Raw genomic sequence first — 24,738 nt, 5'->3', positions numbered from 1 at the left:
GGCGGGCGGCATCCCGCGGGGATGCCCTACCCTGAAGGTAAGCGGAAAGCTGTTCCGGAACTATACGGAATGGCTTTCCGGTTACGCAAGCGAGGTGGAGCAGTGACCCAGGACATCAGCCCGAGCGGGCGACGCCGGCGGGCCGACGCCCAGCGCAACACCGAAGCCCTGCTCGAAGCCGCGCGTAAGGTCTTCGCGACCTCCGGCGTGGACGCGCCGGCCAAGGAGATCACCGACCTGGCCGGCGTCGGGATCGGCACGCTGTACCGGCACTTCCCACAGCGCTCGGACCTGGTGAAGGCGGTCGTGCGCAGTGGCATCGACTCGGTGGCCGAGACCGGGCCGGCGCTCAGCGCCGAGCACGAGCCGGTGGTGGCGCTGGCGAAGTGGGTCGAGCGGTTCGGCGAGCTGCTGCACACCAAGCGGGGGCTCGCGTCGGCGCTGCACTCGGGCGACCCGGCCTTCCAGGGTCTGCCCGAGTACTTCATGGCCCGCCTCGGCCCCACGCTCCAGTCCTTGCTCGACGCCGCGGCCGCCGACGGCTCCATCCGCGACGACGTCGCCGCCGAGGATCTGCTGCGTGCCATCGCGTCGCTCTGTCAGCCCGTGCCCGACCGGGGCGTCGACCACAGCCGACAGATGGTCGGGCTGCTCATCGACGGCCTCCGCTACGGCGGCCGTCGGCCCGGGTGAGTCAGTCCGGCACGCCGGCGAGATCGGGCTGCTTGGGCCCGTGCGGGACGTCGCACGACTCCTCGCCGGTGCGCAGGCAGCCGCGCCACGATGGCCAGCCCGACCTGCGGCAGCCGTCATGGTGGGGCCCCTCGGGCAGATGAACCTCCCGCCGGCCAGGACTACTCTGGGGGCACGAGTCCGAGTCGTCGGAGGTATGCCTTCGGGCCGTGCCGGCGTACTGAGTCGCTTGCTCAGTCGTGTACAGATGAACGCGCCCAGATTCCTGCCGCCTCAAGCAATGTCCCCGACGCGTTACTTGGTCCCGTTGAACCTGGGTCTCGCAGGCAGCTCCGGACGAGGAGCTTGCTTGGCACCATCCGCTCATGCCGATCAGCGGGTATGACTCCTCGGCTGCCTGTTGCTGTCGAGCGGCGGGCTCGCCGATCCTACGGACGGACGGCTCGGGCTCTACGTTTGGAAGGTGAGGCAAGCTCGACCGTTGTGCTGCTCTACCGATGTGTTTCGGTGTTGGGTGGTGTGGTGAAGAGGCGGTCGAGTTGGTGGTCGATCAGGGTGACGGACTGCTCGTTCCCGTGATGCTGCTGGTTGCCGGAATCGTGTCACGGACCTTGATCTCGGATCTGGCGGCCCGCGCGCGGCCACCGGTCGCCGACTGGGCAGTTCGCGCGTCCGGCTTGTCGTTTCCCTCGGGGCACACCACCGGTGCGACACCGGCGGCCGGTGTGGCCGTTTTCGTGCTGGCCCGGCGCTTCCCCACCCGGTACCGGTTGATCGTCGTGGCGGGGAGCCGCCGCTGTCGGATTCAGCCGGGCCTATCTGGGTGTCCATTGGCCCTCGGACGTGTTCGGCGGTGTGGCTTTCCGCAGCGCGGGTCGGCAGGCGCGGGTGAGCCGCTCCTGTCCGCGTGTCCACTGCGGACAGCGATGGGCAGTGGACCAACCACGACGGGCATGTGCGCCGTTCGGCGGAACATCCGTGCGCGTACATGAATCCTGGTCACGGTTCTGAATCGGGTGTGATGCTGGTGGGTCTAAGGGGTCCGCCGCGTGAGACGGTCGACTGCCGCCGCAGGAGGAGGGCCAATGCGAATCGGGTTCATCGGACTGGGGATCATGGGCGGCCCGATGGCGGCCAACCTGGTCAAGGCCGGCCACGCCGTCACCGGCCACAACCGGAGCCGGGCGGCCGTTCAACGCCTCGTCGCGGCGGGTGGCGGGGCGGCGTCGACCGTCGCCGACGCCGTGCGCGACGCCGACGTGATCATCACGATGCTGCCGGACTCACCGGACGTCGAGCAGGTCGCACTGGGCGAGATCTTGCCGGCCGCACAGCCTGACGCCCTCTACATCGACATGAGCACCGTGCGTCCGCAGACCTCCGTCGCCGTCGCCCACACGTTCGCCGCGCGCGGCATCCGCACCCTGGACGCGCCCGTGTCCGGCGGCGAGCAGGGGGCGATCGACGCCACACTGTCGATCATGGTCGGCGGCTCGCCCGAAGCCTTCGGGCGAGCCCGTCCGGTGCTCGACGCGCTGGGCACCACCATCGAACACGTCGGCCCGGACGGCGCCGGGCAGACCGTCAAGGCGGCCAACCAACTCGTCGTGGCCGGCACCATCGAACTGGTCGCCGAGGCCATCGTGCTGCTCGACGCGACGGGCGTGGACGTGGAAGCCGGGCTTCGGGTGCTGGGCGGCGGCCTCGCCGGCAACCGGATCATCGACCGACGCGCCGAGTCGATGCTCGCCCGCCGGTACGAGCCCGGCTTCCGCGTCGACCTGCACCACAAGGACCTCGGCATCGGGCTGGAAGTCGCGCGGGACGCGGGAGTCGTCGTGCCGCTGGGCGCGGTGGTCGCCCAGTTGATGGCCGCCGTACGCGCGCGAGGCGACGGCGCGCTGGACCACACGGCGCTGCTGAAACTGGTTGAGGCGCTGTCCGGGCGGACGCGATGAGTGCCCTGCGCCGTCGCCTCCTGGCCGGCGATGCCGTGTTCGGCACGTTCCTCGGTCTGGGATCGGCGCTGGCGGCGGAGGTGTGCGCGCTGGCCGGGTTCGACTGGCTGTTGGTGGATCTGGAACACGGCGGTGGCGACGCCAGCGCGTTCCTGCCGCAGCAGTTGGCGGCCCAGGCTCATGGCGTGCCGGTGCTGGTGCGGGTGGAGTCCGGCGAGCGCATCCGCGCCGGCCGCGCCCTCGACCTCGGCGCGGCCGGCGTGATGGTGCCGCGCCTGGATTCGGCGGCCGAGGCGAGACAGGCCGTGCGGCACATGTGGTACCCGCCGTCGGGCGATCGCGGTGTGGCGACCTACAACCGGGCGTGCGGATTCGGTCTGCGGCCGGAGATGCTGGACGCCGAACCGGGCCTGTGCGTCATCCAGGTGGAGAGCCGGGACGCCATCGCGCAGATCGAGGAGATCGCCGCGGTGGACGGCATAGACGTGCTCTTCGTCGGCCCGCGCGATCTCTCCCATGACCTCGGCGTTCCCGGCGACACCTCCGCGCCGGTGTTCCGCAATGCCCTGAAACGCGTTCTCGCGACCGGGATTCCGGCCGGCATCCTGGCGCCCGACGCGGTCACCGCCCGACGCTATGCCGACGAGGGCTTCCGATTCGTCGGTGTCGGCTCGGACGCCTCGCTGCTCGCGACCTCGGGACGACGGGCCGTGCAGGCGCTCGGCGTGAACAATCGGGCGCACAGCGAGCCGGTGTCATTTCCTAAATCCTGACCGCCACTCCCACGCGTCGCTGATCGCGAGGTCTTGCGACGACGGTGCGGCGTGACGCGCTAATCGCGCGTGACGGGGCAGCACCGGCTCACGCCCGGTGGCCCGCAGGCCGGTGCCGCCGGCTTTCCCCTGCTGGACGGGGCTCGACGGCCAGCCGAATCGACCCACGGAATCGTCGCCCACTCCCCCGGCCTCAAATTCCAGTCCGATCAGCCAAGTCCTGCGACATTTCATCGTATGTAAACTTTCCTGCCAATTCGCACAACGTTCATAATTGTGAAAATCACCGCCGTCGGCCGTCCGTTTTGGGCGCAGTATCGATCCGTCGGCGTTTACGTTCATGAACATTGTTGACATTCTTGAATGCGATCGATTGTGCGCGCTACTGTCCGCTCGGTCCGGATAACACCGGGCCACGCACAGCTGGTCACCGCCGCCCCGCTGGTCGCACCGCGGCCGGAGGTACTGCCACTCCGCGCGCAAGGATTCAGATGAATCGTCTACTCTCCTGCCTGTATTCGCGATTGGGGTGTGCCGTCGCCGTCGTCGTCGGCATACTGGTCGTCGCCTCGATGTCGGCCGCGTCCCCGAACACCACCCTCGCGGCAGCCTCGTCCCCTGCCTGGACAGGAACCTTCGACAACTTCCACACGTCCAGTTGGAACAGTTCCTGGGGCCTGACGTCCGACAGCGCCCAGTGCAAGGGCGCCACCAGCACCGCGCCCTGCAACTGGGGCTACAACAATCTGCAACCGGTCAGCGACCCCACCGCCCCGGGTGGCGGCCAGGCGCTGAAGGTGACCTACCCGGCCCCCAGCGGCCCACCGAGTTGCGGCTGCGGGCTCGGCGGCGGGCAGTTCTACCAGGACCTCGCCAGCAACGGGCAGTCCGTGCTGGCCACCAGCCCGACCCTGGACCTGAAGTACTACTACAAGTTCCCCGTGGGGTTCGACTTCGGCAAGAAGACCGCGGGCAAGATGCCCGGTCTCTACGGCGGGCAGCCCGGCTGTGAGAGCGGCGGCCAGCACTGCGGCACCGGCTGGTCTACCCGATACATGTGGCGGGGCGGCAGTTCGAGCGCGCCCAAGGGCGAGCTGTACTTCTACACCGCGTCCGGCAGCGGCTTCGGGGCGGATCTGTGCCTGGGCAACTGGACGTTCCCGGCCGACGGCAACTGGCACTCGATCGAGCAGTTGGTCAACGTCAAGACCGGTCAGATCAGCATCTGGAGCGACGGCGGGACGACACCGGTCTGCCAGACCACCCAGCCGCTGCCGGGCGCCTTCTCCGGCGTGTTCTTCTCGACCTTCCACGGTGGACACGACACGTCGTGGAGCCCGACGCACACCACGACCGACGAGTTCGCGGACTTCACGCTGGATCCCAACCCGCAGAACGGGACCGTCCCGTCGACGCCCGCGACCCCGACCAACGCGGTCGTCACCGGCACCACCAGTTCCAGCATCAGCCTGTCCTGGACCGAACCGTCCAGTCAGGACCCGGCCGCGTCCTACCGGATCTACGAGGGATCGACGGTGGTGGCCAGCCCGACGTCGACTGCCGCCACGATCACGGGGCTCCCGGCCGGGAGCAGCCACACCTACACGGTGAGCGCCGTCGACAGCGCCAGCCACGAGTCCGGCCGCAGCGCTCCGGTCACCGGCAGCACCTCCGGCGGCACTCCGACACCGGCCACTCCGGTCGGTCTGACGGTCACCGGCACCACCAGCTCCAGCATCAGCCTGTCCTGGGCCGAACCGTCAAACGCTGATTCGGCGGTGTCGTACAAGGTGTACGACGGCTCGACGGTGGTCGTGAGTCCGACCACGACCACCGCCACGATCACCGGGCTCGCGCCCGGCACCAGCCACACCTACACCGTCACGGCGGTGGACGCGGCGGGCACCCAATCGCCGCCCAGCGGCTCGGCCACCGGCACCACAACGGGCGGCGGTGGCGGCAACGCACTGACCGTCGCCATCGCCAAGACCAAGGACTGGGGAAGCGGCTACACCGACCAGGCGACCATCACCAACCACTCCGGCGCCGCGGTCACCGGGTGGAACGTCCAGTTCGACCTCGACCCGAGCATGAACATCGAGACCGTGTCGAACGCGACCCTGACCACGAACGGCAACCACCAGACCCTGACCAACACCAGCTCCGACGCCACCATCCCCAACGACGGCAACGCCACCGTCACCTTCAGCGGCGACTACGGCAGCGCGTACGTCGCACCCACGAACGTGACCGTCAACGGCCAAGGCGGCGGCAATCCGACGCCCGCGACACCCAAGGGACTGACCGTGGCCGGCACGACCACGTCCACGATCTCTATTTCCTGGACCGAGCCGTCGGGCAGCGACCCAGCGGTGTCGTACGACGTCTTCGAGGGGCAGACGCTCGTCACGACATCAAGTTCCACCTCGGCGACCGTGACCGGCCTGGCCGCCGGCAGCAGTCACACCTACACCATTGCCGCCGTGGACGCGGCCGGCAATCTGTCCCCGAACAGCGCACCGGTGACCGCGTCCACCCAATCCGGTTCGAACGGTCCCGCGACACCCACCGGGCTGGCCGTGACCGGCACGACCACCTCGAGCATCTCGTTGTCCTGGACCGAGCCGTCGGGCAGCGACCCGGCAGCGTCATACAAGGTCTACGAGGGCGGCAATCTCGTCACCACCGCCACGACGACCTCGGCGACGGTGACCGGCCTGGCCCCGGGCAGCAGTCACACATACGTGGTGACCGCCGTGGACGGTGCCGGGGTCGAGTCCGGGCCCAGCGGACCGGTCAGCGCCACCACGCAGTCGTCCGGCGGCACGGCGTTCAGCCAGACGGAGATCGACAGCGCGGTAGCGGCCGCGCCGATCGCCTTCGCCAAGCCGATCTCAGCGGTGCCGCGGCCGGGCACCAACCCGGTCGTCATCGGTTCGGCCAAGGTGCTGGAGTACTTGGCCCTGGTGGACAAGCAGCAGCCGGGCGCCAAGTCGACCGGCGGGACCACAGTGGACAGCGCGTTGCTCGGTCAGGTGCGGCACCTGATCGCCGGCGGCAACGAGCCCGACGCGGACGGCGGCCTGGAGGGCTGGGCGCACGCACCGGTCGCCCAGGGCCTGCTGCTGCTCAAGAACGGTCCCGCGTGGGGCGAGCTGACCTCCACGGAGCAGAACAAGGTGTCCCTGCTCGAGGCGGCGATGGGGTACGCGGGCAACTACACGTACAACGATGCCAACAACTTCTCATCGGGCATCTGCGGGTTCGGCAACTTCGCCAAGGGCAACAACCCCAACTACCGGGACGGTTATGTCGACGTCGAAGCCGCCGCGATCCAGTTCTTCGGCGCGTCCGCCTGGGACTCGATGCTGACCGGATTCGACGACGCCACCGAGGCGTCGCAGTTGAACGCCGCCGGCCTGACCAACGCCGGAGGCTGCTTCGCGACCGTCGGGACCGCCGCGAACTCCGCGATCAGGCGGGCGTTCGTCTACAGTGGAGTGCACAGCTCCGACCTCATGGGCCTGTGGAACACCCTCGCGGCTGCCACCTTCGATCAGACGGTGACCAGCGTGAACGGGCCTGCCCACATCGCCGACGGCACAACCAGCCCGGTCCAGGGCAAGCTCGGCATGGGGCACGAGTTCAATTCCACGGACTCTCAAGGGCTGCGCAGCTCCGCGCTGTACACGTTCGAGGGCTGGATGAACGTGACCGGCGACCGGCTGGCCATGACGGCGCTGGGCGGCTTCAGCTGCTCGGCGGCCACCGCGGCGGCACGCTACGACGTCGGCAGCACGGACCTGATCTACAAGCTGCACCACGGCTACGTCAGCCACGCCCTCAACCAGAACAACATACTGGTCGACGACCACGGTGATCCGGCGACCGACGGCCCGAACGTCAAGGGCTACCAGTACGACCTGGACGCCTACCACGTCCTGATCGCCAACCAGGGCTGCTGATCGGCGTGTGGGGCGCCACACCCGTGGTGCCCCACACGGCGCAGAGGCCACCGAGCATCGCGGTCCACGGCTCATCGGCGTTCTTGTCGGACCGGTGTGAGGCGGCGGATGCGACCAAGCAGGATCTGCATGCCGGCCTCGAAAGCGGACTCAGGGATGGCGTCCCGACGGAACGGGAAGGTTGGCCAGTGGCACGTGGTGCTGTCCGGCGTGCATGTCCCGGTCATGCAGGCTGCCCTGCACCACGGGCCTGGGGAAGGACACCTTGACCACCCGCAGCCGCGGCAGCCGGAATATCTGCACCGACTCGACCGCGACGTGGTAAAGGCGGGCGATCAGATCCGGGGTGATGAGCGCGTCAGCGACGCGGTAGCCCGCGTCGTCGGGCATGAACACGTCGAGGGTGAGCCAGAACGGGCCGGCGTTCTTCGCCCGAACCTCCAACGCCAGGTCGTCCAGCGTCGTCGGGATGTGCGTCGGGTCAGGCATGGGCGGGCTCCGTCAGGTGGGTGCGGAACAGTTCCGTCGGGCTGTCGACGTCGACCACGTGGTTGAGCACGAACTCGTACGCCGCGCCGCGGTCGGTGTGGGCCGGCGAGGTGGCCAGAGCGAACGAGGGCAGGTAGTGCATGCTCGGCAGGGGAAGGTGGAGCAGCAGCGGGTTGGCGAGCTTGGAGATCGCGGTCGCGATCTGCTGCTCACGTGCGGACACCAGCAGCATGACCCCCACCTCGCGTGGGGTTGCCGTGTCCGGGTCGAGGTCGCCGAGTACGGCGTTGTGGCCGTAGAGACGGAGATCGACGTCCCAGGAGCCGGCTGTGAGGCCGAGCACGGTGGCCACTCGTTCGGTCAGCGTTTCGATCAGCAGCGCAGCCCATTCGTCGAGCGAACCGAGGATGCGCGGGTCACGGATGCCGGCGAAGGAGACCGTCTCGTATCCGGTGATGGCCGCGCCTTCCAGCTTGATCGTGTGCTGGTCGGCGGGTTCGAAACGGGAGCCTTCCACCCGGACGGTGCGGTCGTCGAGCGCGATGTAGCGGGCGTCCGTGACCTCGATGGCCCCGGCTGGTTCACGCATCGTGTTGGGGTTGGCAGTCTCGTACAGCATGTGCGCTGCCACCGAGGTCGGTGTGCACGCGGCAGTCGGATCCAAGGGCTCGATCGTGAAGCCGGTCTCGTCCACACGGGCGAACACGCCGCCGGAGCGCGGGTTGGTGGTGCATTGCCCACCGCACTCGACGATCTTGGCCATGTGCCAGGTCGGACCCGCTGGCATGCCGCGCATGAGGGGGACCGCGGCGGACAGAGCGGTGTCGGTGGCCCGCCCGGCCAGCACCACGTCCGCGCCGGCGTGCAACGCCTGCACGATCGGCTCGTGCCCCATCGCGCCCACGATGTGCTCGCACCGCTGCAAGGTCGCGGCGTCGAGCGGGCCGCTGGGCGCCAGCGGATGGATACGGCCTTCGTGCAGCCTGGGCAGCAACTGCTCGGCCCGCAGTTCGCTGAAGATCTGCGCCACCCGGACGTCGAGTCCGGCCTCGACGCAGACCGTGCGGACGATGTCGGCAACCCACCGCACACCCGCGTCGGTTCCGCTGGTGCCGCACGAGCCGACGACCAGCGGAATTCCGGCGTCGTTCGCGGCGTGCAGCAGCAGCCGCAGGTCTCGCCGCACCGCGGCCTCGGTGGTCTTGGCCTGGCCTGCGCCCAGATAGTAGGGGCCCGAGTCGGTGGACCCGCCGTCCACTGCGATGACGTCGGCGCCGAGGGAGATGCCGCGGGTGATGGTCGCGGGCGGAAAGCCCGCGCCGAGCATCCCCGTGGGGACCAACACACCCACGCTGCGCGGCCGATTGACTGGTTTCGACATGAGGTTCTCCTGTGGTCGAGCAGGGCTCGGGTCTCAGTTCGCGGCCTCGGGCACGCCGACCTGCCGCTTCGTCACGTACACCACCGCGGCGACGATCGCGACCAGGCCCACGAGCGTCACCGGACCGGTGCCGAGACCGAGACCGCCGTCGGAAGTGGGGCCGGCGAACCAGTCCGCGTAGGAGGCGCCCAGCGGCCGGGTGACGATGTAGGCCAGCCAGAAGGCCGCGATCGCGTTCAGCCCCAAGGCGCGGTGCGCGATGGCCGGCAGTGCGATGGCCACGGCGAAGATGCCGACCGAGGCCAGGAACCCCAGCTGCATCGTCTTGGCGGTCAGGTCGCCGACGGCGGTGCCCAGGGCGAACGTGGCCAGAACCGTCGCCCAATAGAACGATTCCCGCCGACGCGTGACGATGGTGTGGATGGACAGGGTGCGTTCGCTCGCGTACCACGCCGCGAACAGCACGGCCACGGCCAGCGAGTACACGATGGTCAACGTCAGATACGGCACACCGAGTCCCACATGGACGACATCGGCGACCATGGTGCCGAACACGCTGACCATGCCGGCGGCCGACCAGTAGACCCAGGGGATGTAGCGGCGCGCGCGGAACTGGGCGATGAGCGCCGAGACCAGGCCGATGAGGCCGGTCGAGATCGCGACCAGCGGAGCGAATTGGTGGAACAGGTAGTCCGACGCGGTCTCACCGACGCCGGTGGTGAGCACTTTGATCACCCAGAACGACGCGGTGATCTCGGGAACCTTCGTCGCGACCCGCTCGAGTTGCGCGGCACGGGGCATCAGGCACTCCATGAGGTCCGATCGGATGTGCCGCAAGCCTGCGCCGCGGTGGCTTACAGAACGCTTTCCGCCGGCTCGGCCGAGGGAAGGACCACGACGACGCGGGCGCCGCCGCCGGGTGCGTCGGTCACGGCGATCGTGCCGCCGTGCGCGCGGGTGATCTCGCGGGCGATGGCGAGGCCGAGGCCCGTCGAACTGCTGGCCCGGTCGCGGCTGGAGTCCAGCCGGACGAACCTGTCGAACACCCGATCCCGGTCGGCGACGGGGATTCCCAGCCCGTCGTCGTCGACGTGTACGCGGATGTGACCGTCGGTGCGGTCGCAGGCGATCTCGACGCGGTGCGCGGCGTAGCGGGTGGCGTTGTCGATGACGTTGCGGAACAACCGTTGCAGTTGGCTGGGGTCGCCGCGGGTGACCAGTCCGGGCGTGGTGTGCACGGCGATCTCGACGCGGTGCGGCGCGACCGTGGTGTGGATGCCGTCGAGCAACTTGCCGATGTCGACCGGTTGACGGTGGGTGACCAGTTGCCGCTCGTCGGCCTTGGCGAGGGCGAGCAGTTGGTGCAGGAGGTCGTCGAGTCGAGCCGTCTGGTCGGCCGCCCGTGCCGCGATCGTCGGCCACGGCGCCGTGTCCGGATGCGCCAGCCCCACCTCCAGGGTGGTGCGGATGACCGCGAGGGGGCTGCGCAGCTCGTGAGAGGCGTCGGAGACGAATCGCCGTTGCCGGCGGGCGGCATCGTCGAGCCGGCCGAGCATGTCGTTCATGGTGTGGGCCAGCCGGCCGACCTCGTCGTCGGTGTCCGGCTGCGGGACTCTGAGGGTCAGGTCGGCGGAGGTGATCTCGGTGACGGCGCGGCGGATCCGCTCCACCGGGGCCAGCGCCCGGCCGACTATCAGCCACACCGCCACCGCGGCCAGCGCCAGCGTGACCGGGATGCCCAGCAGCAGCCGGCTGGCCGCCTCGGTGTCGAGCATGCTGAGCAGACCCGTCGACGTGGCGGCGACGATCGTGACGGGCGCGGCGTGCACGGTGGTCGGCACTGCCACGACTCGAATGTCGGTGGGCAGGACGGCGTCGGCGGCCTTCTGCCGCACGGGTTGCGACGATCCGGCCGGCAACCGGTACACGGCGTCGGCGCCGGTCAGGCCGCGGCTGGCGGCGAGCACTCGCCCGTCGGCGGCGAGGACCTGCGCCTCGGCGTGGGTGTCCAGCGTGGACGGTGGGAGTGGGACCGGCCATGTGCCATCGGCGCCGGCCTGCGCGATCTGCGTGGCGTAGGTTTGCAACTGGCCGTCGATGTTCGCGCGCAGGGACTCGCGCTGCAACAGGTACAGCAGCGCGACGCCGAGCATGACGGCTGCGGTGATGCCCAGGCTGGCCACGACGGTGACGCGGGCCCGCAGGGTCCGGGCGCCGAACCGGCGGCGCCTGGGGCCGTCCGGTCGTGCGGGAGTGCTCACCGGGGCTCGGCCGCGATGAGGTATCCCTCGCCGCGCACGGTCTGGATGGTGGCAGGCCCGCCCGGCGGGTCGATCTTGCGGCGCAGCCGGTGGATGTGCACCTCCACCGCGGCCGGGCCGCCGTCGTAGGCGGCGTCCCAGCAGTGGTGGAGCAGTTCCGTCTTGGACACCACGCGCCCCCGCCGGCGCATCAGGTACTCCAGGACGGCCACCTCGCGGCTGGTCAGCTCGACGGGCACGCCGTCACGGGTGACGGTGCGGCTGGCCGGGTCGAGGGTGAGGCCGGCGGCGCTGAGCGCGGCCGGCCTCGCGGGCAGTCCGCGCCGGGTGAGCGCGCGCAGGTTCGCGAGCAGGACGGGATAGGCGAAGGGCTTGGCCAGGTAGCAGTCGGCGCCGTTGTCGAGCCCCTCGGCGTGGTCGAGGTCGTCGTCCATGGCCGTGAGCATGAGGATCGGGGTCCAGATGTCCTGGTCGCGCAGCCGCCGGCAGACCTGGTAGCCGTCCAGGCGTGGGAGCATGACGTCCAGGACGATCGCGTCATGGGCGGTCTCCTGCGCCTTCCACAGGCCGTCCTCGCCGTCGGCGGCGACATCCACGGTGTAGCCCTCGGCCCGCAGGCCCCAGGTCAGTGAGGCCACCATGTCGGGGTCGTCCTCGACTACCAGGATGCGCACGAGTCCAGCCTCCCATATCCGGCGCGACTCGCTCAGATCTCGTCGAGCCGCTGGTTGTTGGTGCGTGGGCCCAGCCACCGCGCCACGATGGCCATCACCACCAGCAGTACCGCGCAGCCGAGGTAGAGGCCGCTGGCGCCGGCGGCGGACAACAGTGCGATGGCTCCGAACGGCAGCAGTGCGCTGATGAGCCTGGACGCGGCGTAGGGCATGCCGATGGCGGTGCTGCGGTTGGCGGTGTGGAACAGTTCGCACTGGTAGATGTGCACGGCGTTGGACTGGACGATGGTGCTGACCGTGGTGGCGACGCCGGCGGTGATGATCACGCCCGTGACGGTCCCGAGCCCGAACACGACGCCGGAGGCGGCGGCGGCCAGTGTCGAGGCGATGACCAGGGTCCTGCGCTCGAACCGTTCGGTCAGGTACACGCTCGCCAGCGAGCCCAGCGGGTAGCCGGCGGCCGTCAGCGCCGAGTAGGTCAGCGAGTGCGCCAGGTCGAATCCCTTGGCCAGCAACACGATCGGCGCGATCGAGGCGAACGCGTAGAAGCCGATCGGGGTGAAGATCCACATCAGCCACATCAGCACCGAGCGGCGTCGGTACCGGCCCGGGTCCGGGCGCGTGGCGGCCGGCGGGACGGGAGCGGGATCGTCGAGCGGGGCCCCGGTCTCCCGCTCGATCGCCGTGACGACGCGATCGGCCTCGGCGAGCCTGCCGGTGGTGGCCAGCCAGCGGGGCGATTCGGGGAGGCGCCGGCGGGACAGCCACGCCACCAGGCCGCCACCGGCGGCAAGGATCAGCAGCCAACGCCAGCCGGCCAGGCCGAGGATGGTCCCGGTGGCGGATTTGGCCAGAATGCCGGCGACCGGCGCGGCGGTCAGTCCGAAGGTGTAACTCCAGGCGATGTACCGGCCACGTCGCCTTGCCGGCAGCAACTCGGACAGGTAAGTGTCGACCAGGGTCAGTTCGGCGCCCAACCCGATTCCGGTGAGCACGCGCAGCACGAGGAACACCGTCAGGTTCGGAGACAAGGCGGCCGCGAGCGACAGTGCGGCGTAGGCGATCAGGTTGACCTGGAACATCCTGCGGCGGCCGAATCGGTCGGCCAGCGGCGCGAGCGTCAGCGACCCGATCATCTCGCCGAGGAACGCCGACCCGACGATCATCGACTTGTCCGCCGCGGTCAGTGTCCATTGGGTGTTCAGCAGGACGCCGAAGAAGCTGCCGAGTGCGACCTCGAAGAAGCTGAAGAACGCGCCGAGCCCGATCAGCAGCACCATCCTGCGGTGCCAGCGGGACAGCGGCAGCCGGTCCAGCCGGTCGGCGATCGCCGAGGGCGATGCGATGTCGTTGTGCATGACGGGCTCCTGTCCTGGCCGTGGGATCAGTGGCGGACGCGACGCAGGGACAGCAACTTCTCGACGCTGAAGTCGGCGGAGCGCGACCACTCGATCACGTCCTGTTCGTCGCCGCGGATCAGTCGCGCCTTCGCGATCACGTCGGGCACGGCGCCCGGGGGGATGCCCAGGACGCCGTGTTCGTCGCCGTGCAGGAGGTCGCCCGGGCGGATCGTCATGCCGGCGACGGTGACCTCGCCGCCGACGTGGGTCAGGCGCATGTGGGCGCGGCCGACGCACAGGCCGGCCGCGTGCACGGAGTACGGAAACCGGCTCAGTTCCCTGACGTCTCGGACCCGGCCGTTGGTGATGAGGCCGGCGATGCCCAGTGCCGCAAGAAGACTGCCATTGACTTCACCCAGGAACGCGCCCGCACCGGCTGGGGTGTCGCAGTCCTGCAGGACGACGACAACAGGGCCGTCCGTCGTCGAGATCGCCTGGTGCAGGCGCGAGACGGGAATGCCGTCGTCACCGGGTTCCCGCGCGACCATTCGCGCGGTGACGGCTCGCCCGACCATCGGCGTGGTCCCGGTGATACGGGACAGGGAGCCGTCGGTGTGGCCGAGCGTGTTCGGTCGCAGCCGCAGCGCGTCCACGGCGTTGCTCAAAGCCGGCGTGTCCCACGCGGCGAGTGCGGCGATGTGGTCTGTCACGGTGTGCTCCTTGTCGGTTCAGACCTCGATGGCGTGCTTGGTTTCCATCGGCGCCGACACGGGCGGCCGGACCCGCAGCAGTCGCGCGAGCCCCTCGGGCAGCCACCAGTTCCAGCGGCCCATGACCGCCACGAGGGCGGGCACGAGCAGGGTTCGCACGACCAGGGCGTCGACGAGAATCCCGACGCCGAGGCCGGTGGCGATCATCTCGACGACGACGTCCGGTGCGGCGGACAGCGAGGCGAAGGAGATGCCCAGGATCACCGCCGCGCAGGTGATCAGGCGTCCGGTGCGGGCCAGCGCGCCGACGATCGCCTCCCGGGTCGATCCGGTCCGGTCGTACTCCTCACGCATGCGGGCGAGGAGAAAGACCTCGTAGTCCATGGACAGACCGAACAGGAACGCGAACGACACGATCGGAATCCAGTTGCGGATCGAGCCGGTGGCCGACACGCCGTAGAGCAGGTCGCAGCCCAGGCCGTCCTGCCAGAACAGCACCAGGAATCCGAAGGACGCGCCGAGTGAGACCATGTTGACCGCGACCGCCTTGACGGCCAGCACGGCCGAGCGGAATTCCCTGGCCAGCAACAGGAATGTCAGCAGCGCGATGGCACCGAGCATGAGCGGGAAGTTGCCGTAGACCGCGCTGGTGAAATCGGAGTTCTGCGCGGTGTTGCCGCCCACCTCGACGCCACCGGGGACACCGGACAGCGCGGCGCGCAGCCGCGCGACGGTCGCAACGCCGGTTGAGGTGTTGCCTTCGTCGATCGGGATCACACTGATCAGGGCGTCGTTGCCGCGGCGGAACGACGGCGTCGCCGGCGCGAGCACCGCGTACACGCCGGGTGTCGTCGCGGCGATGGACGCGGCCTGGTCGGCGGCAGCCGATCCACCGTGGGTGAACAGCTGGATCGGGAAGACGACACCGCTGGGCACCCCGACGCCCTCCAACTGGTGCAGCGTCTGGGCCGCCGTCCCGGTGCCGCCCAACGAGTTCGCGCGTGGCTGCCCGGTGTTCATCGCCAGTGAGGGGGCGGCCAGCCCCAGCACGATGACCAGTCCGGCGATGCCCGCGAGCCAGCGGCGGCGCACGATCACGCCGGCCCAACGCTGCCAGCCCCGGCTCAACGTCGTCGACCCCCGCCACACGCGGCGCTTGTCCAGAGCCGGGCCGACCGTCGCGAGGATGACCGGCAGCAGGGTGACGGACGCGGTGATCGCGACGAGCGGAATCAGCATGCCGCCCAGACCGATGCTGCGCAGGAACGGCACCGGCAGCCCCACCAGCGCGAGCAGACCGATCGCGACGGTCAGTCCGCTGAGCACGACCGCACGGCCGGCGGTGGGGCTCGCGGCGAGGATCGCCTCCTCGTACGACTTGCCGGCCTCGCGCTCCTCCCGCCAACGGGTGACCAGCAGCAGCGAGTAGTCCACGATGACGCCCAGCCCCATCACCGCGACGAGGTACTCGACCAAGAAACTGACATCGGTCACCTGCTCAAGTCCGAGGATCAGCAGGAACGTGGCCAGGATCGACGGGATCGCGATCAGCAGCGGCACGATCGCGATCGCCGAGCCGTAGACGAACAGCAGCACCACGAGCGCGCCGACGGCCCCGATCCCGGTCTCGACCAGCACACTGGGACCGCCGGAACTTGCGCCGGTGGTCTGGATCTGCTCGAACCCGGTCACCGAGACGGTGACGCCGGGCGGCGCCGCCGCCTTCAGCGCCGGCTCGATGCCGTCCATGACCCCAGCCCCGGACGGGAGGTCGGGGTTGGGCATGTCGAACACCGCCCACGTGGTCCGGCCGTCGACGGAGATCAGCGCCGGGTTCGCGGTGTTCGCGTAGTCCGCCACGGCCAGGTGCCCCGCGCGGTTCGCCGCGGCGAAAGTCCTGGCCGCGATGTCCCGCCCGGCGGCGGTGTCCATGCCCTGCCCGGCGGGCAACGTGAGCACGCCGATGCTGGGCTGCTCATTGCCGTCGATGCCGAGGGTCTGCAGCAGGTGCAGATTGGTGTCGTAGCCGGCCATGCCCGGCGTCGCGAAGGAGTGGGTCAGCCGGTCGACGGCCGGACCGGTGCTCAGTGCGCCGAGCACGGCGAGGACCAGCCATGCCAGGATGACGAAGCCCTTGTGGCGCAGGCAGAATCGGGTCACGGTATGCACGGCATCAGGCCCCAGACGGTACGTGTTGTCAAGTGCGCGCCCAGTCTGGCCGGCCGTTGCTTACAGCCGGCTTTCAACGCTGAGCGGGCCACCGCGGGCGCATCGTGGTCGACGACGCCGGACACCCGGCGACCGACGGCCGAACGTCAAGGGCGACGTACAGGCCCATCCGACCCGGCCTGACCTGGCGCGGACTGTCGATCCTTGCTCGGCCTTGACGAATCGGCCGGCGGACGCCATCTTTGAACATGTGTTCAGAACAGATGTTCAAACGTCGGTTCACTCGGGTACGCGGTGCTCGGACACGAAAGACGTGGCGATCGTCGGCGGGGGCCTCGCCGGCCTCGCGACCGCGCTGAGGTTGCAGGCGCAGGGGTTGTCCACGGTCGTCTTCGAGGCGCACGGGCATGTGGGCGGATGCGCCGGCTACTGGACCCATCGTGGCTTCTCCTTCGACGTCGGCGCGACGACGCTGGTCGACTTCGAGCCCGGTGGCGTCGGCGGAGAACTGCTCGACACCATCGGAGCCCCACCGGTTCGGGGCGAACAACTCCAGGGCTACCAGGCGTGGCTGCCGGACCGGAAAGTCACCCTCAGCCGCGATCCCGCGGCCTGGCATGCGGAGCGGCTGCACGCCTTCGGCGACGACCCGGCGCACCGCGATTTCTGGCACTTGCTCGACCGGCTCGCCGAGGTCTTCTGGCGGGCGAGTCGCGACGGCATCAGGGTGCCGCTGCGCAGTGTCCGGGACGTCGCGCACGACGTGCGCATTGTCGGCGTGCGGGGCCTGCCGTTGGCCAGGTTCCTGACCGTGACCCTGGGCGAGGCGTTGCGCCGCTACGGGCTGCGCGGTGACCGCGCCCTGGCGGGATTGCTCGGCATGCTCGTCGAAGACACCGTGCACAGCGTCGTGGACCGCGCGCCGCTGATCAACTCGGCGTTGGGGGTGACGATCCGCGGCGCCGGCCTGACCCGGCACGAGGGCGGCATGCACGGCTTCTGGCGGGACCTGGTCAGGCACTACCGCAGCCTTGCCGGCGAACTGCGCACCGGAAGCCCGGTGTCACGTGTCCACGGCGAGCCGGGCGCCTTCGTGGTGCGGGGCCCGCGTGGGGAACGCACAGCGCGCCAGGTTGTGCTCGCGGTGCCGGCACCCACAGCGGCACGAATCTGCGCGGACCAGCCGGTGGCCCGCCGGCTGCACCGCTACCTGCGCCGGGACCGGAACGCCTGCGGAGGCGCGATCATCGCGTTCCTGGGCGTACCCGACGCCGAGGTCGACGGCCAGCGGCTGACCCACCATCAGTTGCTGCACTCATATGACAAACCGTTGGGGGACGGCAACAACATGTTCGTCTCCGTGTCCGCGCCCGGCGACCTGCACAGCGCGCCCCGCGGCCATCGCGCGGTCATGATCTCCACGCACACCGAGCTGTCCGAATGGGCCGATCTACGCGGCGAGGAATACGCCCTGCGCAAGAAGGAGATCGGCGCACGCCTGATCGAACTCTCCCGTCGCGTCTACCCCGCCCTGGGGCAGCGTGCGGTGGTGTCCGACGTGGGCACGCCCAGAACGTTCGAACGCTTCGCCTTCCGTCCGGGCGGCGCGGTCGGCGGGGTGCGGCAGAACATCCGCAACTCCAACCAGTTCGCCATCCCCCACGACCTCGGCGGGCGGGGAATGTGGCTGGTCGGCGACACCACCTGGCCCGGCCTGGGCACGGTCGCGTGCGTGCTCGGCAGCCGCATCGTCGCCGACGGCGTTCGCCGGGACCACCGGAGGATCCGATGACTCTGCCCACGCTGGCCGAACTCGGCGCCGACCTGCTCGTGACCACGCGACGGCAGCGCGTCGTCGCGTTGGCTCGACCGTTCGTCGGGGTGGCGTGCTTCGCGCTCCTGGCCTGGCTGGGCTGGTGGTGGCCGACCCCGCTGGTCGTCTTCGGGATCTTCGTCGCGGTCGTGACGGTGACGCACGACGTCGTGCATCGGACGCTCGGCCTCTCAGAGACCGCGTCGAACCGCTGGCTCTTCGTGCTGGGCCTGGTGCTGCTGGAGAGCGGGCACTCCTACCGGATCAGCCATCGCCAGCACCACGAGCTGTTTCCCAGCCCCGAGGATCCCGAGGGATACCCGGCCGAACTGTCGTTTGTGGGTGCGCTCTGCTACGGCCCGGTGTTCCTGGTGCGGCTGTGGATGTGGTCGTTCCGGCGTGCGCGGCGCCGCGATCGGGCCTGGCTCGCGGTCGAGGCGCTGGCGCCGGTTTCCGCCGTCGTGGCGGGCGTGCTGCTGTGGCCGGCGACTCCTGGCGTCCTGGTCTATGCGATCATGGCGATCGTCGGCAGCTGGGTCTACCCGCTGCTGACCGTCTATCTGCCGCACCACGGCTACGGCACGGAGCCGTTGACCCAGACCAGAACCCTGCGAGGCCGCATCATTCCCGCGATCTTCCTGGAACTGACCTACCACCTCGAACACCACCTCTACCCGCAGGTGCCCAGTCATCACCTGGCCGAGCTGAGCCGCCGGCTCGATCCCTATTTGACTCATGCCGGCGTGCGTCCGGTGGTCGTGCCGTGACGAGTGCGCGATCCGAGGCGCGTGACCGCATCCTCCGGGCCACGGTGTCCGCCCTGGGCGTGCACGGGTACGCCGGCACGACCGCCCGCTCGATCGCGACGCTGGGCGGCTTCGCGCCGGGGGTGATCTATTACCACTTCACGGATCTGGACGAGTTGCTGGTCGCCACCGCGGCGTACGCGAGCGCGGCGCGGGAGGCCCAGTACCGGGCGGCGATGACCGGCGTGACCAGTGCCGCCGCCATGGTGCGGCTGGTGCGTTCGCTGTACGCGGAGGACACCGAATCCGGACATGTCCAGGCGGTGCAGGAGTTGGTCACCGCGGCGCGTCCCGGCACGGCGTTGGCCGTAGCGGTCGCCGAGCAGACCCGTCGCTGGGAAGACCTGGCCGAGGAGGTGCTGCGAACGCTGTTGCGGGGCAAACCGCTGGCGCGGCTGGTCGATGCGCGGGTGGTGGGGCGGGCGGCGGTGGCGTACTTCCTGGGTACCCAGGCGCTGACGCACATCGAGCAGGACCCCACCCGCTCGCAGGAAGCGTTCCAGCAGGCCGAGCGGCTGGCAGCGATCTTCGACAAGCTGCCCCGACGCAAGCGGGCACGGGCGACGAAGTAGGAACACGCTCGGCGCCGCGGAGACACCGACCATGAACGCCAAGCCGCTCCAGCTGAACAGTCCGAGAGTGGCCTGGACGGTTCCGGGGATGCTCACCGCGGGACCACCCAGCAGCGACCCTCGCCGCCATCGGCGATTTCGTCGACACCGTCGCCAAGCCCGGCACGAAGACCTGATCGCCCGAGCGGCCACCGGTCAGTCGTCGGCCCACGCGTCGGACGCGAAGGCCCGTTCGATCTCGGCCTGGGGCACGGCCGGTCCGGGCACTTCGATGGGGCCGTTGCCGGCCAGGCCGTTGAGGAAGTTCGCGACCTGCCGGGCGGCCAGCCGTGGCCAGCCGGGATTGTGCGGCAACGGGCGGGTGATCATCGCGCTGAACACGATGACGTCGGTGGCGTTGACCGGCGCCCGGATGCCGTGCTCGGCCCGTCCGCGTTCGATGAACCGCTCCAGACGCCGGTCGATCGCCTGCCGCGCCGCAGTGGCTTCGGCACTGACCAGGGGCGGCGCGCCGTGCAGCGGCAACACGAGCTGGTCGCCGACGGCCAACGCCCGGGTCAGGAACTCGCCGACCGAGTCCAGCCCGGACAAGCCGAGCGGCTCCACTTCGTCGAGGATGCGGTTGAGAATGCCGTAGGCGCGCAACTGCAAGGCATACAACAGCGCGTCGCGGTCGGCGAAGCTGCGGTAGAGCGTGGCGACGCCGACACCGGCGCGGGCGGCGATCGCGGCCAGCGGCACGGTGTGGCCCTCGCGCAGCGCGATCGGGGCGGCCACGGCGAGCAGCCGCTCCCGGTTCTCCTCAGCGTCGCGCCGAACCTGCGGGGTTTCGCAAGTCAGCCACCGGTGCTGACCAGTAGTTTTACGCGGCGCGTTCGTACCTGGTGATCAAGCCTCCGAGGAGCCGCCGTCGTTTGATCCGCTGGAAGTTGAGGTTCGTCACCGGGTCGGTCGGCCGAGGAGGGGCGGAGCTTGCGGGACCGGTGCGGCCGTCGACCGTTGTAATGCCGGACGTACTCGGCGAGCATGGTGTCCAGATGCCGCCGGTTCAGGACCAGCATGCGGTCAGTGAGCTCGGATCTGACCGTGCGTACGAACCGTTCGGCATAGCAGTTCGCCGCCTGCTGTCCCTGCCGGCGATCCCAGCACGGGTCTCCCAGGGTGGGAAGTCGACCGGCAGTTGCCGCCAGGAGCAGCCCGAGCGGACCACGTACAAGATCGCGTCGACGATGTCGCGACGTGGGTGTTTCTCCCGGCGTCCGTCTTGGGGATGTGCTGTCGGTGGTGGTAGCAGGGGCTCCATCACTGCCCACTCGGCGTCGGTCAGGTCCGAGGGGTACCGGTGGTCGCGTGCCATCTGATCGACTTTGCCGGAGGTCAGTGGCACTGGGGAGCGGACAGGATCTCAAACACCTTCCTACTCTGGTCACACATCGAACCTGAGACGATGCACCAGAGCCTGGTAGAGCAGATGCGTGCCGGCTCCGCTCTAACGCCCGCCGAACACCGTGCCCGAGCAGAAGTGTCGCCGTTATCGTTGACCGGTGATCGGCAACCTTGAGACGTTCCAGGACGAGCTGGCCGCCAGCGGGTTTCCGCCGCTGGTCAACAAGCTGGCCGGGGCCAGCTTCCGGGGCCGGATCGCCACCCGCGACCTCGGGCCGCTGCGGCTGGTCTCCCTCGACACGCCCGAGAGCTCCTGCATCGGGCGGGAGCGCGACGCCTCCGACGGCGAGAACCTGGCGGTCAAGGTGATGACCCGGGGCCGGACGCGGATCGAGCAAGGGCGCGGCGACGCCGAACTTGGGCCGACCGACCTGGTGCTGCTCGATCCCACGCGTACGCTCCGGTTCGAGAGCACCGCCGCGGCGCACGTCACCATCCTGGTTCCGCGCCGGGAGCTTCGGATCCGGCCCGCGCAGATCGACCAGCTCATCGGCGTACGCATTGACGGCAGCTACGGCCCAGGCGCTCTCGTCTCCGTACTGGCCCGGGAGTCGGCGCGGTCGGCGACCGAGTTCCGCGAGGCGGAGGCGCTGCGGTCGGCGGCGGCCGTCGTCGAACTGATCGCGGTCGCGCTGGAGGCCCGGCTCGGCGACGAACAACCGGCCCCGGACGAGTGGCTGCGGGACCGGATCACCGGCTACATCGAGGCCCGGCTGGCCGATCCCGATCTGTCCCCGCCCGGCATCGCCGCGGCCCACTACATCTCAGTACGCCGGCTGCACAAGCTGTTCGAGGACCAGCCGCTCACCGTCGCGGCCCTGATCCGCCGTCGCCGCCTGGAGCGCTGCCGAGCCGAGCTGACCGGAAGCGGACGCACTGTCACCGCTGTGGCCGCCCGGTGGGGATTCTCCGATCCCACCCATTTCAGCAAGCTCTTCAAGGCGACGTACGGCTACAACGCCCGCGCACTGGTAACCAGCAACCGTGCACAGACGACCAAGACGCGCACAGCCTGCCCGGGAAAGGATGGTGGTGACCAAGGCAGGCAATAGCAATAGGAGAAGTCGTGGCGAAGGTAAACATCGTCCGCCCCGGTGAGGGCGAGATCCTCGGCAGCGGGGCACAGCAGATCCGTATCCTGGAGAACGGCGAGCACACCGGCCACCGGCTGGGGTTCGCCGAGGTCACCATTCCGCCAGGCACCCCGAGCCCGTTGCAGCATCGCCACGCCCAGCATGACGAGGGCTTCTACGTGCTGGCGGGAACTTTCCGGTTCACCGTCGGCGAGGACCAATACGACGCCGGGCCGGGCACCTGGGTCATCGTGCCGACCGGGGCGCCGCACACGTTCGCCAACGTCGGCGACGAGAACGCGGTCATGCTGAACACCTTCACGCCGGACCTGTATGTGCAGTACTTCCGCGACTTCAAGGCCATGATCGATTCCGGGCAGCCGGTCAATGCCGAGACCATGAAACCGCTCTGGAAGAACTACGCCACCGAGATCTCGAACGAATACGCCTCGTGAAGCGCCTTCAATACGACCGCTACGGCGGCCCGGAGGTGATGCGGCTCGCTGAGTTCGAGCCACCACGCCCGGGTCCGGATGAGGTTCTCGTACGCGTCCGAGGGGCGGCTTCCAACGCGCTGGACTGGAAGATGCGCAACGGCGAGATGAAGCTGATGACCGGCCGCTCCTTTCCCCGGGCGATGGGGCACGACTTCGCCGGAGTCGCCGAGGCGGTCGGCGCCGGCGTCACCCGCCTGAAGGCCGGCGACGCGGTACTCGGCCCGGCTCGGTTCCGGCAGGCGGGGGCGTTCGGCGAGATGGTGACGGCCCCGGAGAAGGCGGTCGTGCTCAAACCGGTGGACCTTTCGTGCGAGCAGGCCGCCGCCCTGCCGACCGTGGGCGTGACCGCCTACCAGGCCGCGGCGGAAATCCGGCCCGGGCAGGCGGTCTTCGTCAACGGGTGCCTGGGCGGTGTGGGCCGGGCCGCCGCCCAGTTCGCCCGGGCGCGGGGAGCCTCGGTCGCCGGCAGCTGCCGCAACCCAGCGACCGACGAGGCCCGCGAGTTCGGCGTCGAACCGGTCGTGGGTTTCGGCTTCGACCCGGCCGCCCTCGCGGAACGGTTCGATCTCGTCCTCGACACGCCCGGCATGCTTCCCTTCGCCGCGGCCCGAACGCTGCTGAAGCCCGGCGGAACCATCGTCGACATCGTCCCAACCCCGGCCAAAATGATCAGAAGCGCACTGCCCGGCCCGTTCCGGGCGATGATGGGCCGGCCGGTGACCGGCGACCTGGAGGAGGTGGCCCGGACCCTGCGCCTGCCCATCGCCCGTACGGTCCCGTTGGCCGAGGCGATTCCCGCCCTGACGGCGCTGGAGTGCGAGCAGCGTCCGAAGGGCGGCAACTGGTCATCGCCATGGCCGGAAGCTAAGCCGGGCCGAGCTAAGGGTGTCTCGTGACTTTTCTTGGTAGTGACCACTGACCGACTCGCGGTCAGCCCGTGAGGGGGAGGTTGTGCAGGTGGGCGATGCCCGAGGCGGTGTCCGCCAGGGTGCTGGCCGCGCGTCGGTAGTCCCGCAGGATTTTCCAGCACTTCACCCGCGCCAGCGCGTGTTCGACGCGGGCGCGGACCTTGCGGTGGATGGCGTTGAGATCTTCCTGCCAGTTGGTCAGTGTGCCGTCGGCGGGTTTGCGGTGGGGCATGATCACGTCGGGGTTGCCCTGGTAGCCGCCGTCAGCCATCACCGGGCGGCCGGCCAGTTTCTGGTCGATGCCGGAGGTGCGGTAGACGGTGCAGTCGTTGCGGTTGCCCGGTTATGGGTCGCCGGTGGCGATGACCAGACGGGTGTCGGCGTCGATGGCGACCTGCACGTTGGCGGAGTAGCTGTAATTCTTGCTGGGTGCGGCCAGTCGGTGGTCACGAGTGGGGACCAAGGTTCCGTCGACGATGGCGACCTGGTCGATCCGGCGGCACCGGACCGGGGGCAGTGCCAGTAGCGGGTCGAGGGTGTCGATCACGCGATGGGCGGCGGAGTGCGAGACGCCGAACAGCGGTCCGATCTGGCGCATCGTGAGGTTGGTGCGCCAGTAGGCGGCGACCAGTAGCACGCGGTCGGCTAGGGCGGCCGTCGGCGATCTCGTCCCCGCCGCGCTGGGCCACGACGCGCACGAGCTAGCGGAACTGGCCGGGCTGTAGGCCGGTGAACGGCGTGATCCACTCCGGGCGTTATGCCGTGATCACCTGCATCCCACCACGATTAACGATCACGGCGTCGCGTCTGCCATCGGGTTATGAGAAGCCCTTAGGACGGGTCCAGCTGACGTCGGGTTCGGCGCCAGGCGGTCAGCGCGACCACGGCGCACACGATGGCGAGCAGCAAGGCAGCCCCAGCCGCGATCCGAAGGTTCCGCAAGCCATTCCGGCAAGCCGACACAGCCTGGTATTGCTCGGCAGACATGAAAACGTACGCCGATGGCGTGGTCTCAGGTGCGCCGCCCGACCGAAGTGACTGATACTCGGCCGACTCCGCCAGTGCTGTGCCGCAGGACAACGTTGTTGGCGCACTGTGCCCGCGGTCAAGCGGCACGGTCATGGGGACGAGACCGAGTACCGCTGTCGCCACGAGCAACGCGGCACCGACGACCAGAGAAACGCGAGCAACCCCCATTCAGCACTCCTTT

The 24,738-nt window shown here is 69.6% G+C and carries 20 protein-coding genes and 2 pseudogenes; 10 read left to right on the top strand and 12 right to left on the bottom strand.

The annotated features are described in order from the left end of the window. The first annotated feature begins 102 nt into the window (after positions 1–102). The 4 genes from BCF44_RS23070 to BCF44_RS23055 all read left to right on the top strand — a co-directional run bounded on the left by BCF44_RS23070 (position 103) and on the right by BCF44_RS23055 (position 7,389). The gene (locus BCF44_RS23070) at positions 103–693 is read left to right on the top strand and encodes a TetR/AcrR family transcriptional regulator (protein ID WP_246015432.1); all 591 of its coding nucleotides are present in this window, start codon (positions 103–105) and stop codon (positions 691–693) included. A 1,085-nt stretch (positions 694–1,778) separates the two neighbouring features. Beyond that, entirely contained in the window at positions 1,779–2,651 is an 873-nt protein-coding gene (locus BCF44_RS23065) for a 2-hydroxy-3-oxopropionate reductase (RefSeq protein WP_116176397.1), read from the top strand. Further along, positions 2,648–3,424, top strand: coding sequence for an HpcH/HpaI aldolase family protein (locus BCF44_RS23060; RefSeq protein ID WP_116176396.1), 777 nt, complete (start codon positions 2,648–2,650; stop codon positions 3,422–3,424). Before BCF44_RS23065 ends, BCF44_RS23060 begins: the two co-directional genes overlap by 4 nt. Before the next feature lie 491 nt (positions 3,425–3,915). After that, a complete protein-coding gene (locus tag BCF44_RS23055; RefSeq protein ID WP_147328599.1) occupies positions 3,916–7,389 on the top strand; it encodes a fibronectin type III domain-containing protein in 3,474 nt (1,157 codons plus the stop codon). Between the two features lie 150 nt (positions 7,390–7,539). Here the strand turns inward: BCF44_RS23055 and BCF44_RS23050 are convergent, their stop codons facing one another. Genes BCF44_RS23050 through BCF44_RS23015 form a run of 8 tightly spaced genes read right to left on the bottom strand, consistent with a single transcriptional unit; the run spans position 7,540 to position 16,404 of the window. Further along, positions 7,540–7,878: a DUF4387 domain-containing protein gene (locus BCF44_RS23050; protein ID WP_116176394.1), complete on the bottom strand. Its 339-nt coding sequence runs from the start codon at positions 7,876–7,878 to the stop codon at positions 7,540–7,542. Continuing rightward, on the bottom strand, positions 7,871–9,259 hold the full coding sequence (locus tag BCF44_RS23045; protein WP_116176393.1) for an acyclic terpene utilization AtuA family protein: 1,389 nt from the start codon (positions 9,257–9,259) through the stop codon (positions 7,871–7,873). Before BCF44_RS23045 ends, BCF44_RS23050 begins: the two co-directional genes overlap by 8 nt. Before the next feature lie 33 nt (positions 9,260–9,292). Beyond that, complete coding sequence (locus BCF44_RS23040; protein ID WP_211353169.1) at positions 9,293–10,060, bottom strand: COG4705 family protein; 768 nt, start codon at positions 10,058–10,060, stop codon at positions 9,293–9,295. Positions 10,061–10,113: 53 nt separating this feature from the next. Further along, positions 10,114–11,520: a sensor histidine kinase gene (locus tag BCF44_RS23035; protein WP_116176392.1), complete on the bottom strand. Its 1,407-nt coding sequence runs from the start codon at positions 11,518–11,520 to the stop codon at positions 10,114–10,116. Further along, the gene (locus BCF44_RS23030; protein WP_116176391.1) at positions 11,517–12,194 is read right to left on the bottom strand and encodes a response regulator transcription factor; all 678 of its coding nucleotides are present in this window, start codon (positions 12,192–12,194) and stop codon (positions 11,517–11,519) included. Before BCF44_RS23030 ends, BCF44_RS23035 begins: the two co-directional genes overlap by 4 nt. Before the next feature lie 32 nt (positions 12,195–12,226). Then, entirely contained in the window at positions 12,227–13,552 is a 1,326-nt protein-coding gene (locus BCF44_RS23025; RefSeq protein ID WP_116176390.1) for an MFS transporter, read from the bottom strand. Between the two features lie 26 nt (positions 13,553–13,578). After that, the gene (locus tag BCF44_RS23020; RefSeq protein WP_116176389.1) at positions 13,579–14,244 is read right to left on the bottom strand and encodes an RraA family protein; all 666 of its coding nucleotides are present in this window, start codon (positions 14,242–14,244) and stop codon (positions 13,579–13,581) included. 18 nt (positions 14,245–14,262) lie between these two features. After that, a complete protein-coding gene (locus tag BCF44_RS23015; protein WP_147328598.1) occupies positions 14,263–16,404 on the bottom strand; it encodes an MMPL family transporter in 2,142 nt (713 codons plus the stop codon). Positions 16,405–16,726: 322 nt separating this feature from the next. Between BCF44_RS23015 and BCF44_RS23010 the strand changes: the two genes are divergently transcribed. The 3 genes from BCF44_RS23010 to BCF44_RS23000 are packed head-to-tail and all read left to right on the top strand — an operon-like array spanning position 16,727 to position 19,604. Further along, on the top strand, positions 16,727–18,205 hold the full coding sequence (locus tag BCF44_RS23010) for a phytoene desaturase family protein (protein WP_211353168.1): 1,479 nt from the start codon (positions 16,727–16,729) through the stop codon (positions 18,203–18,205). Continuing rightward, complete coding sequence (locus BCF44_RS23005) at positions 18,202–18,993, top strand: fatty acid desaturase (RefSeq protein ID WP_116176386.1); 792 nt, start codon at positions 18,202–18,204, stop codon at positions 18,991–18,993. The genes BCF44_RS23010 and BCF44_RS23005 overlap by 4 nt, the downstream gene beginning before the upstream one ends. Next, the gene (locus BCF44_RS23000) at positions 18,990–19,604 is read left to right on the top strand and encodes a TetR/AcrR family transcriptional regulator (RefSeq protein WP_116176385.1); all 615 of its coding nucleotides are present in this window, start codon (positions 18,990–18,992) and stop codon (positions 19,602–19,604) included. The genes BCF44_RS23005 and BCF44_RS23000 overlap by 4 nt, the downstream gene beginning before the upstream one ends. A 195-nt stretch (positions 19,605–19,799) precedes the next feature. Here BCF44_RS23000 and BCF44_RS22995 read toward each other — a convergent pair whose 3' ends face one another. The 3 genes and pseudogenes from BCF44_RS22995 to BCF44_RS22985 form a co-directional block, all read right to left on the bottom strand. Further along, entirely contained in the window at positions 19,800–20,381 is a 582-nt protein-coding gene (locus tag BCF44_RS22995; protein ID WP_170217691.1) for a TetR/AcrR family transcriptional regulator, read from the bottom strand. 59 nt (positions 20,382–20,440) lie between these two features. Next, positions 20,441–20,764, bottom strand: a complete 324-nt coding sequence (locus BCF44_RS22990) for a transposase (RefSeq protein ID WP_246015452.1) — start codon at positions 20,762–20,764, stop codon at positions 20,441–20,443. Then, positions 20,734–20,961: pseudogene (locus tag BCF44_RS22985) on the bottom strand (transposase); the annotation flags it as partial. The gene BCF44_RS22990 and the pseudogene BCF44_RS22985, both read right to left, overlap by 31 nt. A 187-nt stretch (positions 20,962–21,148) precedes the next feature. On the opposite strand from BCF44_RS22985, the gene BCF44_RS22980 reads away from it, so the two are divergent. From BCF44_RS22980 to BCF44_RS22970, 3 genes are read left to right on the top strand one after another with little or no spacing between them, the layout of a single operon-like run. Beyond that, positions 21,149–22,102 carry an AraC-like ligand-binding domain-containing protein gene (locus BCF44_RS22980; protein WP_116176383.1) on the top strand — a complete coding sequence of 318 codons (954 nt, stop codon included), beginning with the start codon at positions 21,149–21,151 and terminating at the stop codon, positions 22,100–22,102. 14 nt (positions 22,103–22,116) lie between these two features. After that, positions 22,117–22,578 carry a cupin domain-containing protein gene (locus BCF44_RS22975; RefSeq protein WP_116176382.1) on the top strand — a complete coding sequence of 154 codons (462 nt, stop codon included), beginning with the start codon at positions 22,117–22,119 and terminating at the stop codon, positions 22,576–22,578. Next, entirely contained in the window at positions 22,575–23,516 is a 942-nt protein-coding gene (locus BCF44_RS22970) for an NADP-dependent oxidoreductase (protein ID WP_246015430.1), read from the top strand. The genes BCF44_RS22975 and BCF44_RS22970 overlap by 4 nt, the downstream gene beginning before the upstream one ends. A gap of 34 nt (positions 23,517–23,550) precedes the next feature. Here BCF44_RS22970 and BCF44_RS22965 read toward each other — a convergent pair. Further along, positions 23,551–24,271, bottom strand: a pseudogene (locus BCF44_RS22965) (transposase family protein). Positions 24,272–24,738: the final 467 nt, after the last annotated feature.

Source organism: Kutzneria buriramensis (assembly GCF_003387475.1).
Lineage (GTDB): Bacteria > Actinomycetota > Actinomycetes > Mycobacteriales > Pseudonocardiaceae > Kutzneria > Kutzneria buriramensis.
Note: the sequence above shows the minus strand (reverse complement) of the source record. Positions and strands in the feature narration are given on the sequence as shown.